General features: G+C 74.3%; 14 protein-coding genes. 8 read left to right on the top strand and 6 right to left on the bottom strand.

All coding sequences use genetic code 11. From position 1 onward, the window contains the following. The first annotated feature begins 567 nt into the window (after window positions 1–567). Together K7I03_RS31335 and K7I03_RS31330 are read left to right on the top strand one after the other, a co-directional pair. On the top strand, window positions 568–1,824 hold the full coding sequence (locus K7I03_RS31335; protein ID WP_185944831.1) for an MFS transporter: 1,257 nt from the start codon (window positions 568–570) through the stop codon (window positions 1,822–1,824). Window positions 1,825–1,844: 20 nt separating this feature from the next. After that, window positions 1,845–2,960, top strand: coding sequence for a hypothetical protein (locus tag K7I03_RS31330; RefSeq protein ID WP_185944832.1), 1,116 nt, complete (start codon window positions 1,845–1,847; stop codon window positions 2,958–2,960). Between the two features lie 50 nt (window positions 2,961–3,010). Here K7I03_RS31330 and K7I03_RS31325 read toward each other — a convergent pair whose 3' ends face one another. Next, window positions 3,011–3,562: an AAA family ATPase gene (locus tag K7I03_RS31325; protein WP_185944833.1), complete on the bottom strand. Its 552-nt coding sequence runs from the start codon at window positions 3,560–3,562 to the stop codon at window positions 3,011–3,013. A 322-nt stretch (window positions 3,563–3,884) separates the two neighbouring features. Between K7I03_RS31325 and K7I03_RS31320 the strand changes: the two genes are divergently transcribed. Together K7I03_RS31320 and K7I03_RS31315 are read left to right on the top strand one after the other, a co-directional pair. Then, on the top strand, window positions 3,885–5,189 hold the full coding sequence (locus K7I03_RS31320) for an acyltransferase domain-containing protein (protein WP_185944834.1): 1,305 nt from the start codon (window positions 3,885–3,887) through the stop codon (window positions 5,187–5,189). Beyond that, on the top strand, window positions 5,186–6,181 hold the full coding sequence (locus K7I03_RS31315; RefSeq protein WP_185944835.1) for a GDP-L-fucose synthase family protein: 996 nt from the start codon (window positions 5,186–5,188) through the stop codon (window positions 6,179–6,181). Before K7I03_RS31320 ends, K7I03_RS31315 begins: the two co-directional genes overlap by 4 nt. Window positions 6,182–6,202: 21 nt before the next feature. Here K7I03_RS31315 and K7I03_RS31310 read toward each other — a convergent pair whose 3' ends face one another. Together K7I03_RS31310 and K7I03_RS31305 are read right to left on the bottom strand one after the other, a co-directional pair. After that, window positions 6,203–7,051 (bottom strand): MaoC/PaaZ C-terminal domain-containing protein, encoded by an 849-nt coding sequence (locus K7I03_RS31310; RefSeq protein WP_185944836.1) that lies wholly within the window; start codon window positions 7,049–7,051, stop codon window positions 6,203–6,205. Window positions 7,052–7,108: 57 nt separating this feature from the next. Then, the gene (locus tag K7I03_RS31305) at window positions 7,109–7,924 is read right to left on the bottom strand and encodes a mycofactocin-coupled SDR family oxidoreductase (protein WP_224347309.1); all 816 of its coding nucleotides are present in this window, start codon (window positions 7,922–7,924) and stop codon (window positions 7,109–7,111) included. Window positions 7,925–8,318: 394 nt separating this feature from the next. Here K7I03_RS31305 and K7I03_RS31300 point away from each other — a divergent pair, with 394 nt between their 5' ends. Both K7I03_RS31300 and K7I03_RS31295 read left to right on the top strand, forming a co-directional pair. Beyond that, window positions 8,319–10,799: a SpoIIE family protein phosphatase gene (locus tag K7I03_RS31300; protein WP_185944837.1), complete on the top strand. Its 2,481-nt coding sequence runs from the start codon at window positions 8,319–8,321 to the stop codon at window positions 10,797–10,799. 339 nt (window positions 10,800–11,138) lie between these two features. Next, complete coding sequence (locus K7I03_RS31295; RefSeq protein WP_185944838.1) at window positions 11,139–11,570, top strand: cysteine/serine endopeptidase inhibitor; 432 nt, start codon at window positions 11,139–11,141, stop codon at window positions 11,568–11,570. A gap of 128 nt (window positions 11,571–11,698) precedes the next feature. On the opposite strand, the gene K7I03_RS31290 is transcribed toward K7I03_RS31295, so the two are convergent. Beyond that, on the bottom strand, window positions 11,699–12,640 hold the full coding sequence (locus tag K7I03_RS31290; RefSeq protein ID WP_185944839.1) for an NAD-dependent epimerase/dehydratase family protein: 942 nt from the start codon (window positions 12,638–12,640) through the stop codon (window positions 11,699–11,701). 290 nt (window positions 12,641–12,930) lie between these two features. Between K7I03_RS31290 and K7I03_RS31285 the strand changes: the two genes are divergently transcribed. Beyond that, on the top strand, window positions 12,931–13,350 hold the full coding sequence (locus K7I03_RS31285; RefSeq protein ID WP_185944840.1) for a DUF7144 family membrane protein: 420 nt from the start codon (window positions 12,931–12,933) through the stop codon (window positions 13,348–13,350). Window positions 13,351–13,398: 48 nt separating this feature from the next. Here the strand turns inward: K7I03_RS31285 and K7I03_RS31280 are convergent, their stop codons facing one another. Further along, window positions 13,399–13,800 carry a hypothetical protein gene (locus K7I03_RS31280; RefSeq protein WP_185944841.1) on the bottom strand — a complete coding sequence of 134 codons (402 nt, stop codon included), beginning with the start codon at window positions 13,798–13,800 and terminating at the stop codon, window positions 13,399–13,401. Window positions 13,801–14,107: 307 nt separating this feature from the next. Further along, window positions 14,108–14,602 (bottom strand): RICIN domain-containing protein, encoded by a 495-nt coding sequence (locus K7I03_RS31275; RefSeq protein ID WP_224347308.1) that lies wholly within the window; start codon window positions 14,600–14,602, stop codon window positions 14,108–14,110. 50 nt (window positions 14,603–14,652) lie between these two features. Between K7I03_RS31275 and K7I03_RS31270 the strand changes: the two genes are divergently transcribed. Continuing rightward, window positions 14,653–15,057: a helix-turn-helix domain-containing protein gene (locus tag K7I03_RS31270; RefSeq protein WP_185944865.1), complete on the top strand. Its 405-nt coding sequence runs from the start codon at window positions 14,653–14,655 to the stop codon at window positions 15,055–15,057. Window positions 15,058–15,369 lie beyond the last annotated feature (312 nt).

Here is a 15,369-nt window from a genome sequence, read left to right as displayed (position 1 = left end):
GGGCCGGGGCCGGCGGGGCCATGAGTACGACCGCATCCGCCACCACGACCGCGACCGTTGGAACCCTCGGGACGGCCGGCATCGCCGGGACCGCCGTCCGGTCGGGCAGGGCCGCCGGGGCCGCCGTCAAGACCACTGTGGCTGACACCGCCGCAGCCCCCGGGGCCGCAGGAGTCACCCGAGCCACCGCGGAAACCCAAGCCGCCGGGCGCGGCACGCCCGCCGCCCGGGACGCGCCGAGGGGGCCGGGGGTCATGGCGGGTGCCGTGCGCGCCGCCAGGATGGGGCCCGGCCGGGGAAGCGACGGCCGGCCGTCGGGCCCACCGCGGGGGCCGTCGTCGTCTCCGCCGTGGAGGTCACCGCCGAACCTGCCGACGGACCCGCCCCCGGACCCGCCGCCGGACCCGCCCCGGCGCGGCCGGTCGCCGCCGCTCGGGCGGTGCCGTGGGCCGGACGCCGTCGGGGCGTCCGCCGCCACGGCGTCCGCGGAAGTTGCACGTCCGCGCGCACCGGGACGAACCCCGCCCCGGGGAACCGCGGCGCACCGACAGAAAGAGAGCGTTTGCCATGTCCGATCTCGCCACGTTGCCCACCGCCCCCGCCCGCGCCCTCGAACGGGACTTCCGCCTGTTGTGGGTCGGCAGCGGTATCAGCCAGCTCTGCGGGATGGCGACGGTGGTCGCCTTCCCGCTGCTCGCCGCCCGGACGCTGGGGGCGACGGTCGGCGAGGTCGGGCTGATCACCGCGGCGGGCTATCTGCCGTGGCTGGTGCTGACGCTGCCCGCCGGCGTGTACGGCGCGCGGCTGCGCCCGCGGACGCTGCTGCTGCTCGCCGACCTCGGCCGCGCGGTGATCGTCACCATGGTGCCGGTCCTCGCGGCGACGGAGCACCTGGCACTGTGGCACCTGTACCTCTCCAATGTGCTGGTCAGTTGCGCGACGGTGTTCTACGAGATCGTGTACCTGTCCATGCCGCCGCGGATGCTGCCCAAGGACCGGCTCGTGCACGGCAACGTCCGGCTGCAGATGGCGCGCGCGGTGTCGCTGGCCTTCGGCCCGGCGGTGGCCGGGTTCACGGTGCAGGTGCTGGGGCCCGAGCGCGCCCCGCTGCTCAACGTGGGCGGTTTCGCGGCCTCGGCGGCGTGCAACCTGCTGATGCGGGCGAACATCGAGGCGCCGGGCGCGGCGTCCCGCGCGTCCGGCCTGGGGGCGGAACTCGCCGAGGCGTTCCGGTTCGTGGCGCGGCGGCCCGTCATCCTCGCGTCGATCGCGGGCTCCGCCCTGGGGAACTGCTGCTTCGCCGCGTACGAGGCGCTGGTCGTCCTCTTCCTGGCCGACGACGTGGGGGTCGCCCCCGGCACCCTGGGCCTGCTGATCGGCTCGGTGGGCATCGGCGGGCTGATCGGGGCGTTCGGCGCGGGCCGGGTGGCGCGACGGCTGGGCACGGCCCGCGCGGTCTGGATCCCCGCGGCGGTGTTCGCCCCGGCGGGGCTGCTGCTGCCACTGACCCGGCCGGGCTCCGGGTTGTTCCTGTTTCTGTGCGGCGCGCTGCTGTTCCACGCCGGGTACGCCGTGTTCACGGTCGGCCAGGCCACCCTCGTCCAACTCCTCACCCCTTCCGCCCTGTTGCAGCGGACGGTGGCCTGCGTCCGGTTCGTCAGCCGCGGCATGCTCTTCGTCGGCGGGCTGGTCGGCGGTGCGCTCGGCAGCCTGTTCGGCCCGCGGCTCGGGCTGGCCGTCGTCATGCTCCTCTGGATCGGCGCCCCTCTCGTCACCGCCTCCTCCCGGCTGCGGTTCTGGCGGGACATTCCCCCTACGGAGTGACCACACTGCGGAGTGACCTCATGTCCGAAACGATCGACATCGTCATCACGACCATCGGCTCCGGGGAGTTCCTGGAGCACTACGCCGACACCCTCGCGGAGGGCGGCGCCCGGCTCGTCGTCATCCCCGACCGCCGGACGCCCGCCGCCTTCCACGCGGCCTGCGACCGGGCCCGCGGTCGCGGCGCCGCGATCGTCAGCCCCGACGTGGCGGAGCAGGACCGGCTGCTGGCGAAGCTCGGGGTGCCGGGGCTCGTGCCGTACGACTCGGACAACCGGCGCAACATCGGCTATCTGCTGTCGTATCTGAACGGCAGTGCGTGCGCCGTGTCCATGGACGACGACAACCTGCCCGCCGTGAGTCCGTTCCTGGACGAGCACCGGGTGGTACTGGAGGGGCCGGCGCGGCACCGTACGGTGTCGTCGCCGTCGGGCTGGTTCAACGCCTGCGACTTGCTGGACGTGACCCCCTGCCGGGTCCACCCCCGGGGCTTCCCCTACGGGCCACGCACGGCCACCGAGGCGCCGGCGTGGACGGAGGAGACGGCCGACGTACGGGTCAACGCCGGTCTGTGGCTCGGCGATCCGGACGTGGACGCGGTGACCCGGCTCGCCGTCCGCCCCACGGTGACCGCCTACCGGGGGCCGGCCGCCGTCCTGGCACCGGATACCTGGTGCCCCGTCAACTCGCAGAACACGGCGGTGCACCGGGACGCGCTGCCCGCCTACTACTTCCTGCGGATGGGGCAGCCGGTCGGCGGTGCGCCCCTGGAGCGCTTCGGGGACATCTTCAGCGGGTACTTCGTCGCGGCGTGCGCCAAACACCTGGGCCACGCCGTCCGCTTCGGCGGCCCGCCGGTCCACCACGAGCGCAACGCGCACGACCTCTTCGCCGACCTGGCGGGCGAACTGCCGGCGATCCGCTTCATGGACGAACTCCTGTACTGGCTACGGGAGTTCCGTCTCGAAGGGAGCTCCTACCGGGAGGCGTACGCCTCGCTCGCGCACGGCCTGCGGGAGTTCGCCGAGCAGGCGCGGGGCCCGGCCTGGACGCAGGACGCGCGGGCGTTCCTGCACCGGAGCGCCCATCTGATGCTCACCTGGCTGACCGCGGTCCGCCGGATCGACGGCGGATGAGGGCGCCGGGCTCCGCGGGGAGCACCGGCGCCGGTCCGTGGGGCGGGGGTTCAGCCCTTGGCGAGGATCGCGTCGACGGTCTCGCCGAGGGTCATCTCGGAGCTGTCGAACCAGGTTCCCTGGCCGTCGAGTTCGGAGCGCATCGCCTCGTCGAGGAACGACCAGTCGTCGGCCAGCACCTTGTCCCGTTCGGCGACCCGCCGGGCGACGACGTCCGGGGTGGGCGCGAGGACGATGAGGTGCAGCGGCAGGCCCTTGAGCTGCTCCAGGTAGTAGTCGAGGTGCGCGCGCCGGACGACCACGTCGTCGATGACGGGGACGACGCCGGCGGCGTGGAAACTGCGGGCGAGCACCGAGGCGTTGCGGGCGCGCAGCAGCAGCTGGCGGTCGGCCTCCAGGTCCTCCTCCGGGGAGGGCAGGTGCCCGCCGGAGACGATGAGTTCCTGGATGTGGTCGCCCTCGATGTGCGCTCCGAGGGGAAAGCGGCGGGCGAGGGCGGCGGACACCGAGCTTTTTCCGGACCCGGGAATGCCGATGACGAGATAGGCGTCGGACGCGGGTTCGGTATCGACGACCAGACCCTGGAAGGAGTTCTCCGGCATTCTTCCTCTACTCCTTTGTCGAAGGTATCGCTTTCCGCATCGAAAGCGTCGAGCAGCGGTGCGCGCGGCGGCGCCGACCGGCCGGTGCGGCGATCGTAGCAAGCACCGGCCGGCCACCCGATCCGATGCGGCGGAACACGAGGGGCTTATGACATTCGACAGTGTGCTGCCGTCCCCGCCACCGTGGCTGCTGGTGTTTTCCGCCGCCACGCGCACGGAGTTGACGGAGGAGGCGAAAAGGGCGGCAGAATTGTTGGCCAATGGTTCTCGGCCCGATGACGTGCCTTTCCCTCCCGCCCGTCCGGGACCCGAACGCCTGGCGGTGACCGCGCCGGACGTTCCGGGGCTCGTCGAAGGGCTGTCGTGCTTCGCCGACGGCCTGCCGAGCCCGCGCTGGACGGCGGGCCGGGCCGACGGCGCGGCCGGCCGGACCGCCTGGTGCTTCGGCGGCCACGGCAGCCAGTGGACGGGCATGGGCCGCGCCCTGCCGGCCTGGTCGCCCGTGGCCGCCGGGGTGTTGGCCGAACTCGACGGGCTGCTGCCCGGCGGCGTCACCGGGCCGCTCGCGCGTCCGCCGGGTGCAGGGGCCGACGGCCCCGGTACGGCACAGCCGCTCATCTTCGCGCTGCAGGTGGCCACCGCCCACTGGCTGCTGTCGCTGGGGCTGCGGCCGGACGCCGTGGTGGGGCACAGCCTCGGCGAGGTCGCCGCCGCGCACATCGCGGGCGTCCTCACGCTCCCCGAGGCGGCCCGGGTCGTCGCCACCCGCTCCCGGCTGCTCGCCCGGGTGGCGGGCGGCGGGGCGATGGCCACGATCGGCCTGGACCGGCACACCGTCGAGCGGCACTGCGCGCGGACGCCGGGGACGGTGGTCGTCGCCGCGCACAGCGCGCCCCGGGAGACGGTGGTCACCGGGGCGGCCGACGCGGTGGGGGCCCTGGTCGGCGCCCTGGAGGCGGCGGGGGTGCGGTGCAGGACGATCCGGATCGACGCGGCGTCGCACAGCCCGTACGTCGACGGTGTCCTGCCCGAACTCCGCGCGGAACTGGCCGGTCTGGCCCCGGCCGCGCCGCGCGTGCCCTGGGTGTCGACCGTCGACGCGGCGCGGGATCCGGCCGCCGGCGCCGGCCCGAGGTCGGCCGCCGGGGCCGGACCGCGGCCGTCCGCCGACACCGCGCCGGACACGACCACCGCCACCGGAGCGGAACGATCCGGTGCCGACCCGGAGCCGTCCGGTTCCGGACCGGCTCCCTCCACCCTCGGCACCCCGGACTACTGGGCGCGCAACCTCCGGCAGCCCGTGCGGTTCACCCAGGCGGTGTCCGCCCTCGCCGGCCGGGGCGTCCGGGCGTTCGTGGAGATCGGCCCGCACCCGGTGCTGGCCCGGCCGATCCGGGACACGCTGCGGGACGAGGGGGTCGCGGCCCCGCTCGTGGCGGCCTCGGGACACCGCGGGACCCCCGAACCGGTCGCCCTGCTGCGCCTGCTGGGCGCCCTGTACTGCCGTGGCCTGGACCTCTCCGGTCTCCCCAACCGGCCCGGCCTGCCCGACCTCCCCAAACTCCCCGGCCGCCCCAGCCGTCCCGCGCCTCACCCGCCCGTCCCCTCGAACGAGAGGCAGCCGTGACCCCGCCCCCTCCCCCGCGCCCCCTCCTTCACCCTTCCTCGACCGTGCTGGTGGCCGGCTCGACGGGACTCGTGGGCTCCGCCCTGCTCCGCCGGCTGGCGGCCGAGGGGTTCGCGTCGGTCGTCGGCGTCGCCTCCGCCGACGTGGACCTGACCGACGCCCGGGCCACGTCCGCCCTCCTCGCCGCGCTCCGCCCGGACGTGGTGATCGACGCCGCCGCCCGGGTCGGCGGCATCGCCGCCAACGACGCCGAACCGGTCGAGTTCCTCACCGACAACCTCAGGATCCAGACCAATCTGTTCACCGCCGCGCACGCCGCCGGCGTCGACCGGCTGCTGTTCCTCGGTTCCTCCTGTATCTACCCCAAGCACAGCCCGCAGCCCATCCCCGAGTCCGCGCTGCTCACCGGGGCGCTGGAGGAGACCAACGACGCGTATGCCATCGCCAAGATCGCGGGGTTGATCGCGGTGCGCTCGTACCGCAGGCAGTACGGCCGGCGCTGGATCTCGGTCATGCCGACGAACCTCTACGGCCCCGGGGACAACTTCCACCCCACCCGCTCCCATGTCCTCCCGGCCCTGATCCGCCGCTTCCACGAGGCGGCGCGGACCGGTGCCGGGGAGGTCACCGTCTGGGGGACGGGCACGCCGCGCCGGGAGTTCCTGCACGTCGACGACCTCGCGACGGCCTGTTTGCACCTGCTGCGGCACTACGACGACCCGTCCCCGGTCAACGTCGGCACCGGCCGGGACGTGTCCGTCGCGGAGCTGGCCCGGATGGTGGCCGAGGCGGTCGGCTACCCCGGACGGATCGTCTGGGACCCGAGCCGTCCGGACGGGACGCCGCGCAAACTCCTCGACGTCTCCCGGCTGTTCGCCACCGGATGGCGGCCGGCGATCGCGCTGCCGGACGGGCTGCGGAGCACGGCCCGCTGGTACGCCGAGCGGTACGCCGCCGATGCGGACGGCGTACGGTGCACGGCCGCCGGCTGACCGTCACACCGGGGCGGACCGTCACACCGGCCGCAGGACGAACCGCCCGCGGCCCAGCACCACCCGCCCGTGCGAGCGAACCTCGAACAGAGTCGCACCGCCCGTCTCCCAGATCCGCACGATGAGGTCCCGGCCCGGCAGCACCGGCGCGGTGAACGCGGCGGACATGGTCCCGAACCGGGCCGGGTCGCCCCCGCACAGCGCGCGCAGCAGCGCCCTCCCGGCGAACCCGAAGGTGCACAGCCCGTGCAGCGGCGGCCTGGGCAGACCCAGCCGCGCGGCGACGGCGGGGTCGGAGTGCAGCGGGTTGCGGTCGCCGCAGAGCCGGTAGAGCAGCGCCTGGTGCGGGGCGGTGCGGTAGCCGGCGGTGTGGTCCGGCTCGCGGGCCGGGCGCTCCCACGGTTCGTCCTCGGCCGTTTCCCCGCCGAAGCCGCCCGCGTGCCGGACGGTCAGCCCGGTGCGCAGGTCGGCGAGGGGCCGGCCGGTGGCCGTGTCCGTACACCGGGAGTCGATCACGGCGAGCGCGGCGCGCCCCCGGTCGTACAGCCCGGTGAGCCGGGACTCCGCGACCGCCGCGCCCTCGACGGGCAGCGGGCCGTGGAGCGTCAGGGACTGGTGGCTGTGCAGGAGCCGCGTCACGTCGAAGTCGCCGAGGGCGGGGTGTTCCCCGGGCGGGACGAGGGTGGTGGCGAAGGTGGGCAGCACCGACGGGGTGACGCCCGTGGAGTTCTCCGTCGTGAACTCCCGTTCCCGCGACGGGTCGCCGGCCCCGGCCCCGACGCCGAGCGCGTACAGGGCCGTGTCGGCGAACGTCCACCGCAGGGGCCCGAGGGCCCAGGTGTGTCCGACGAGGTGACGGTGGAGGGACATGGCGGAACCGGCCCGTCTGTGAGGGATGGCGGCGGGTGGTGCCGGGACAGCCGGGGTTCAGAACTCGCTGACGCCCGCGTCCACGGCCAGGGCGTGCGCGGTCACGTGCCGTGACGCGTCCGACACCAGGAACAGCACGGCCTCGGCCACGTCCTCCGCCGAGATCCCGTCCACCGGCTGCATGTTGACCAGCATCCCGCGCAGCCGCGGGTCGGCCATGCTCGCCTCGGCGACGCGGGTGAGCATCGCCCGGCCGCCCATGACGGTGTCGACGCCCGTCGGGTGGACGCTGTTGACCCGGATGCCGAACCGGGCCAGCTCGGCGGCGAACGCCTTCGCCATCCCGCGCACCGCGAACTTGCTGGTGGTGTAGGGGATCATGAACGGCTGGACCTTGAGCCCCGCCGACGAGCTCATCAGCACGACGGACCCGCCGCCCGCCGCCACCAGGTGCGGCGCGGTCGCCATCACCGTGTTCCAGGTGCCGCGGACGTTGACGTCCATGGTGTCCCGGAAGATCTCCTCGGTGACCCGGTCCCAGGCGCACGGGACGCAGATGCCCGCGTTGGCCACCACGGCGTCCAGCCGGCCCAGGGTCTCCACGGCCCCGTCCACGGCCTTCCGGAGTCCGGGGAGGTCGCGGACGTCGGCCACGAGCGGGACGACCCGCCGGCCGTGCGCCTCTCCCAGGGCGACGGTCTCGTCGAGGTCCTCCGGCACCGGGGAGGCGTAGGCGACGCCGGGCAGCCGGCCGCACAGGTCGACGGCGATCACGTCGGCGCCCTCGCCGGCCAGCCGCACGACGTGCGCGCGGCCCTGGCCGCGGGCCGCGCCGGTCACGAGGACGACCTTGTCCCGCATGGATCCGTTCACCGATTCGTGTCCTCTCCCGGCCTGTCCCGGACCTGTTCCCGGCGCGCCGGACGGGCTCGCGGGCCGCCGATCTGCGGGGCCCGGAGCGAAGGCAAAGGTGTAGAGGTGTCCCGGAAGGGCGAAGTGGCCGTCATGCGGGCCTTGTAGCGGTTCGCCCCCTCCACGGTAGCGAAGCGGCCGGCGGTGTTCACCCGGTTCCGCCGACCTCGGGCGGACTCTCCGCCCGCCCGCCGCCGTCGGCCGCCGGACCGTGAACTCCCTTCCGCGCCACCATGGTTCCTGGGAGCATGAGAGGGGGAAAAGGAGACGGAGCACCACCCGAACGTCCGGCCGAGCGCCCGCCCTGATGTGCGGAAACGGGCCGGGCGGCGGCCGTCTGTGCCATGCTCGGGGCGTGACGAGCGAGTCTGTCCAGGACGAGAAGTCCGGCGTCGAACCCGACGTCGTCGCACTGGCGAAGGTGGTGGCCAAGCTACGGGCGGAGAACGAGCGGCTGGAGCACCTGGCGTCCACCACGGCCGTGCTGGAACGCGCCAAGGGTGTGCTGATGGCGCGCTCCGACTGCTCCGCGACGGCGGCTTACGAGCACCTGACGCGGCGCGCGCGCACCGCCGGCCGGACGTTGATGGAGGAGTGCTGGATCGTCCTGGGCGACCTGCCGCAGGGCGGCGCCGTCCCCGCCGCCCGGAAGCCTCCCGGGCCGGGGGGAGCACACGGGCCCCATGAAGCGGATGGGCCCGGCGGGCCGGAGGGCGGCGGCTCGGTGTTCGACTCCATGCGCTACACCCGCCACGCCCCGCCGGGAACCGCCGGGAACCGGACGCACGCGGAGGTCCTGGGCGCGGTCGGCGAGGCCCTGGCCCGCGTCTCGGGCCCGCAGGAGCTCGCCGGGACGCTGCTGGACCACCTGGCCGGGCCGCCGGTCCGCGCCGATGCCGTCATGATCTTCCTCAGCACCCCGGACGGCGTGCTGGAGCTCGGCGGCCACGCCGGCACCGGGGCCGCCGTCGCCGCCCAGTGGCGGTCCGTACCGCCCGTCAGCGGCATCGCCGCGCAGGACGTCGTGCGCCGGGGCGAGCCCGTCTGGCTGGAGGACCCCGCGCGGGACGCGCTGCGCTACCACCTGATCGACGAGCAGGGCCGCCGGTGGCTGACGCGGGCCTGGCTCCCCGTGGTCACCGGCGGTACGGTCACCGCCGCCCTGGGCGTCCTCCGTACCGTCGACGCCCCCTTCGATCCGGCCGTCCGGGAGCTGCTGCGGGCGGTCGCCCGACTGTGCGCGGGGAGTCTGCGGATGTGCGACACACCGGCCGGCCGGCCCGGCCCGCCCCTCACCGAATCCGTGCAGGCGGTCTTCGACGCGCTGATGGGCCCGGCGGCCCTGCTCACGCCCCTGCGGTCGGCGACGGGCAAGGTCGAGGACTTCCGGATCGACGCCGCCGCGCCGCAGTCCACCGACGTCGCCGGCCGGCGGGGACGCCAGCTCGTCGGCCTGCGCGTCCTGGAGTGCTACCCGACCATGGCCGGATCCTCCGCCTGGCACGGCTACCTCCACACTCTGGAGACCGGGCAGCCGTACCAGAGCGAGCCGTTCGCCTACGAGGAGGTCGTCGCCGGCGTCCGCAGGCAGTCCGTCTACTCGCTGCGGGTGTCGCGCCTGGGCGGCTCCCTCGTCGTGTGCTGGACCGGCCACGACACCGAGACCCGGCAGCGGGAGCTGCTCGCCGACCTCCAGCGGCTGGGCAACCTCGGCTGGACGGACTGGAACCTGGCCACCGATTCCGTCACCTGGTCGCCGCAGGTCTACGAGATCCTCGGCCGCGACCGTTCGCTGGGGCCGATGCGCCTCGACGAACTGCCGCGCCACCTGCTGCCGGAGGACCTGCCGGACTTCGCCCGGGCCGTCCAGGCGCTCCTGGCCGACGGGACGCCCATGGACCACCTGTTCCGGTTCGCGACCGCCTCCGGCGTCAAGCACCTGCGGATCGTCGCCGAGACGCTGCCGGACGCCGACGGCACACCCGTCGAGGTGCACGGCGTCATCATGGACCTCACCGCCCGGCGGCGCGCGGAACTGGCCCTGCTGGAGTCCCAGCAGGCGGTGCTCGCCCAGCGCAACGTGCTCCAGACGGAACGCCTGGTGGCGGCGCGGCTCCAGCACGCGCTGCTGCCGCTGCCCACCCAGTCCCTGAACCTCGCGGACCTCCGCGTCGACGTCGCCTACCTGCCGTCACACGACGACCTCAGCGTGGGCGGTGACTGGTACAGCGCCGTCGAGATGCCCGACGGCTGCGTCCTGTTCGCCGTCGGGGACGTCGCCGGGCACGGCATCGACGCGGTGGCCACCATGGCGCAACTGCGCTTCACCGCCAAGGGCATGGTGTTCACCGGCTCCTCGCTGACCGGCGCCCTGCACCGGCTCAACACCCTGCTGCTGCACACCCCGGACGGGCATGCCACGGCCACCATGGTCCTCGGCCGCTACGACCCCACCGAGCGCTGCCTGACCTGGGCCCAGGCCGGCCACCCACCGCCCCTGCTCGTCCGGCAGGGCAAGGCGGAGTACCTGACCCCGCCCGAGGGCGTCCTGCTCGGCGCGACCCTGCGGCCCTCCTACGGGGAGGCCACCTGCCGGATCGAGCCGGGTGACCATCTGCTGATGTACACCGACGGGCTGATCGAGCGCCCCGGCGAGCACCTCGACGCCGGCCTCGACCGGCTCACCGAGGCCGTACGGAGCGTGCCGCCGCGCGGCGGCAACGGCTCCCTCGACGCGCTCCTCGCCCGGCTGCTCCCCGACGAGCAGCGCGACGACGTGTGCCTGCTGTCCGTCCACCTTCCTCCGGAGCCCGCGCCCCGTACGGAACGGGCGTAATCCGAACAGGCCTTCATCGGCCCTCTCCCTCCCGTCCGGCACCCGTGGCCCTCAAGCGCCCGGCGTGCCCGGACGTTTCACCGTACCCGGGTGTTTGACCGCACCCGGGTGTTCCGGTGTGTTTTCGGACGGACCGGCGGTGTTCCGGCCCAACTGAGTTCATGGACCACTCAGTTCCGGACAACTGGGGCCGACGGGGGTTGCGGGGACACCGGGGACCGTGAAATCCATGGGTCCCGAAGCCGGAGACCGAGTCGACGAGCGCCTTTCCGACTCCGGCTCCTGCTCCTGCTCCTGCTCTACGTGTCGTATTCCCCTGCCTCAGGAGGAGACATCACCATGCGTGAATTCAGGCGAGTGCGCCGAGTTCGTTTCGCCGCCTGCGCTCTGGTCGCCGCCGCCACGGGTATCGCCCTCGGCGCGGGACCGGCGTCGGCCGACATTCCGATCGGCCAGACGATGACCGGCAAGATGACCTACTACAACGACAAGGGTTACGGCGCCTGCGGAACACCGATCGACGCCTCGTCGCAGGACCTGGTCGCGGTACCCGCCGCCTGGTGGACCTCCCCGAACCCCAACAACGACCCGCTGTGCAGAGGCGTCTCGGTGGAGGTCTCCTACAACGGAAAGACCATACGGGTCCCGGTCCGGGACAAGTGTCCGTCCTGCGACCGGACGCACCTGGACCTCAGCCAGACGGCTTTCCGCAAGCTCGCGCCGCTGGACCGGGGTGTGGTCAACGGAATCACCTGGAAGTTCGTCCGCTGACGTCCTCCGGGAGGTGACGGGCCCCCTTTCCCCGCGCGGGAAAGGGGGCCCGAGCGGGAAAGGGGGACTGTCACCGCGGATTTCCGGAAAGGAATTCCCACGGTGCCCAGGGCCGCCGCGCGCGGGATTCACCCGCCGGCGGCCAGGCGCTCCCGCCACCACGCGACCGTGGCCTCGACCTGTTCGTCGACGGGCGTCGAACGGACCGTGAAAGCGGACCGGTAGGCGCCGGAGTCGACGACGAACGGCCGGTCGAACTGGTAGCGGATCTCCTTCAGCTCGCGCAGCAGCGGGGAGAACAGCGACGCCACCCCCAGGACGGCCGCCGGCGTCGGCCGGACGGCGACGGGTGCCGTTCCGGCCGCGGCGGCGAGGCGGTCCGCCATCTCCCGGACGGAGAGCGGCGGTTCCGTGGGAACGTGCCACGCGCGGCCCCAGGCGCGTTCCTCGCCCGCGGCCTCCACCAGGGCCGCGGCCACGTCGGGAAGGTAGCTCCAGCTGTGCGGGGCGTCCGGGTCGCCGAGCGCGGTGACCGCCTTGCCGCGCAGCAGCGGGGGCATGAAGCGACCGGCCAGATGGCCGCCGTCGGTCACGCCGGGCCCGAAGAAGTCGGAGGCCCGTATCTCGACCGCCCTGACGCGCCCCTGCTCGTGCAGGGTCCGCACCCGCTCCCACGCGGCGGCGCGCACCCGCCCCTTGGGGCCGGTCGCCGCGAGTGGCAGGTCCTCGGTCAGGGGCCCGCCCACCGGGCCGTAGCCGTACAGATTGCCCAGCATGACCAGGACGGCGCCGGTCGCCTCCGCCGCCTCGGCGAGCGACGCGGCCAGCGGTGGCCACTCCTTCGTCCAGCGGTGGTAGGGCGGCGCGGCGCAGCCGAGGATCGCGGTGGCGCCCCGCGCGGCCCCGGCCAGCCGCGCCGCGTCCGTCGCGTCCAGGGCGACGTGTTCGATGCCGGGCTCGGGAGCCCGGCCCGACCGGGTGACGACGCGTACCGTATGGCCCTGTCCGGCCAGGAGCCGGGCGGCGGCCGCACCGGCGGGCCCGTATCCGACGACGATGTAAAGACTCACCGGCGCACCCTAGCGCGAGCTGCCGGCGTCGCCGCAGGTGGAGGCGGCTTCCGGGGCCGAGGTGCGATCAACGGCACGGCGTGGTGAGGATGGAACGAGCGGTCTCCGTCGGTCGCCCCACCCCGTGCGGCAAGGGCGCGGGGTGGAGTACGAACCCCCTCCGGGGTGGGCCGCAACCGCCTCCGGGCACGGGCCGAGCCGGCACGCGTTCCCGGGCGGGCCGCGCGCCTCCTCCCCCGGTCCTCGGGACTCGCCGACTTCGGGAGGCCATCCGGACTAGGAGAGAGACCATGTCGCACTCCCCGCAGTCGCACACCACTCATCACTACAGCGACAGGTCGCTGACGGTCGCGACCGGGCTGACGGTCTTCGCTGCCGTGATGCTGTTGATCGACGGCTTCCTGAACGTACTCAGGGGCATATCGGCGATCGTCCACGACACCGTGTTCGTCAACGCGCCGAACTACGTCTACAAGTTCAACGTGGCGGGCTGGGGATGGGTGCACCTCTTCCTCGGCATCGCGGCCATCATGGTGGGCGTCGGCCTGTTCAAGGTCTCCGCCTGGGCGCGGGTGCTGGGCATCGCCCTCGCGGCGCTCATCCTCATCGCCAACTTCCTGTCCCTGCCGTACTTCCCGCTGTGGTCGGTCGTCGTCATGGCGGTGTGCGCGTTCGTCATCTGGGCGCTCTGCGTCGTCCGCCACGACTGACCCCGGGCGACCGGTCACGGAACGGACGGCCACGGAACGGGCGACCGGTCACACCCCGGACGCGGCCAGCTCCGCCAGCACCCGTTCCACGGCTTCCGCGGAGGAGCGCCGCGCGGCGCGGGAGGCGGAGCGCCGCAGGCGGGTGAGGCCGACGGCGGCGCCGGCGTAGCCGGCCGCCAGGGTCCAGGCCGCCCGGGACGGCGGCATGATCCGCTCGGTGGCCCGCAGCAGGGCCTGGTGCGCGGAGACGAGGGAGAGCGCGCCCAGGGCGCCGCTGAGCGCCATCGCGGTCCCGGCGAGGCGCGCCCGGCCGACCGCCGTGGTCAGCGGGCCGGCGGGGCCGCCGGCCTCCTCGCGCACCAGCCCGGACACGTCCCGCCAGAGCCGTCCCGCCGCCTCGGGCCACGGCCCGTCCAGTGGCGATCCGTTCGCCCCCGCCTTCACCGTCATGACGTCCTCCGTTCCTCCCGTCCGCCGCGGCCGCCACTGCCGTACGCCGCGAACCGCCGGCACAACGCGGGTGCCACGGATCCGTCCGGCGAAACCGGGCGGACGGCCGGGCGCCGGGGCGTCATCCTGGCCTGCTGAGCACCAAGAACCCGGCCCACCGGGGCGGTCCGCGCGGCGCGGACGAGGAGACGTGACGAGGAGGCCTGAGGGGAACGGGCCCGGGATCCCGCGCCGCCCCCCTTGCCCGGCGCGGAACCCCGAACCCGTCTCCGATCGGACGCCTCAGCCCTGGCGGAGCGTCAGGGTGTCAGGGCGTCAGCACCCACTTCTGGTTGGCGAGCCCGTCGCAGTCCCAGATCCCCAACTGCCGGGTGTTCGTGGTGTCGAAGCCCAGGAGGTCGAGGCACTTGCCGGTGAGGACGTTCTTCAGCGAGCCGTCCGCCTGCGGGATCCACTGCTCGCCCTGGCTGGCGGGGACGCAGTCGTAGATCTCCACCCCGGTGCCGTTCTCGCCGCGTCCCCAGACCACGTTCAGGCACTTGCCCAGCGCCCGGACCGTGCGGTCGCTGCCCAGCGTCCACCACTGCGCGCCCGTGCCGTTGCAGTCGTAGATCTGCACGGGGGTGGCGATCTTGGTGCTGCCGTGCCGGATGTCCACGCACTTCCCGCCGTACCCGACGAGCCGGCCCTGCTGCCCGGTCACGCCGACCACCACCGGGCGGATCGTCTTGGTGGCGTACGACCGGGGGCGCGAACACATCGCGGTCGACACGCCGTTGCCGGTGATGACGCTGCCGGCCACCCAGGGAGGTGGGGGACGTGTCGGAGACCTCGGAGTGGCCCCCGGAGGGGGTGGGGCCGCCGTCGGGCGGGGGCGGGGCGGGGCGGTCGCTGTCCGAACGGATAGAGCTCCTCTTCACGACCGTCCGGCGCCCGGACCGTACGCCGTACAGCAACGAGGAAGTGGCCAGGGCCTGCCGGGAGTCGACGGGCGAGTCGTTCTCGGCCACGTACCTCTGGCAGCTGCGCACCGGCCGCCGCGACAACCCGGCCAAGCGCCACCTGGAGGCGCTGGCCGCGTTCTTCCGGGTGCCGGTCGCCGAGGAGGTCGCGCTGCTGTCCGCCATGCGGGACGCCGGGGTGCGCGACGTCGCGCTGCGTGCGGTCAACCTGTCCCCGGACGGGCTGGGCACGGTGAAGGACCTGATCGAGGCCATCGCGCGCCGCGAGGCCGAGCGGCGCCGGCCGTCGTCATGACGCCGCTCCCGGGGCGGGCCGCCCTGCGGGCACGGCGGGCGGCCGGGCGGCGGCTGCGCCGGTGCCGGGCGCTGGCCGACGGCCTGGAGCTGCCCGTGCCGTTCGACGCGGCGGAGCTGGCCGAACGGATCGCGCGGAGGCGCGGCAGACCCATCGACCTGATGCCGGCCGACTGGCGGTCGGGGCACCGGCCGTCGGGCTCCCGCTCGGCCGGTTCGCCGAGTCCGCCCGCGCCTCGCGCACCCTCCGGCAGGTGCGCCTTCGTCCACCGCGGCCCTTGCGGCCATCGACCGTCTCCGCCCGTACCATCGG

The sequence above is a fragment of the Streptomyces mobaraensis genome, assembly GCF_020099395.1.
Classification (GTDB): domain Bacteria; phylum Actinomycetota; class Actinomycetes; order Streptomycetales; family Streptomycetaceae; genus Streptomyces.
This window is presented reverse-complemented; position numbering and strand designations above follow the sequence as displayed.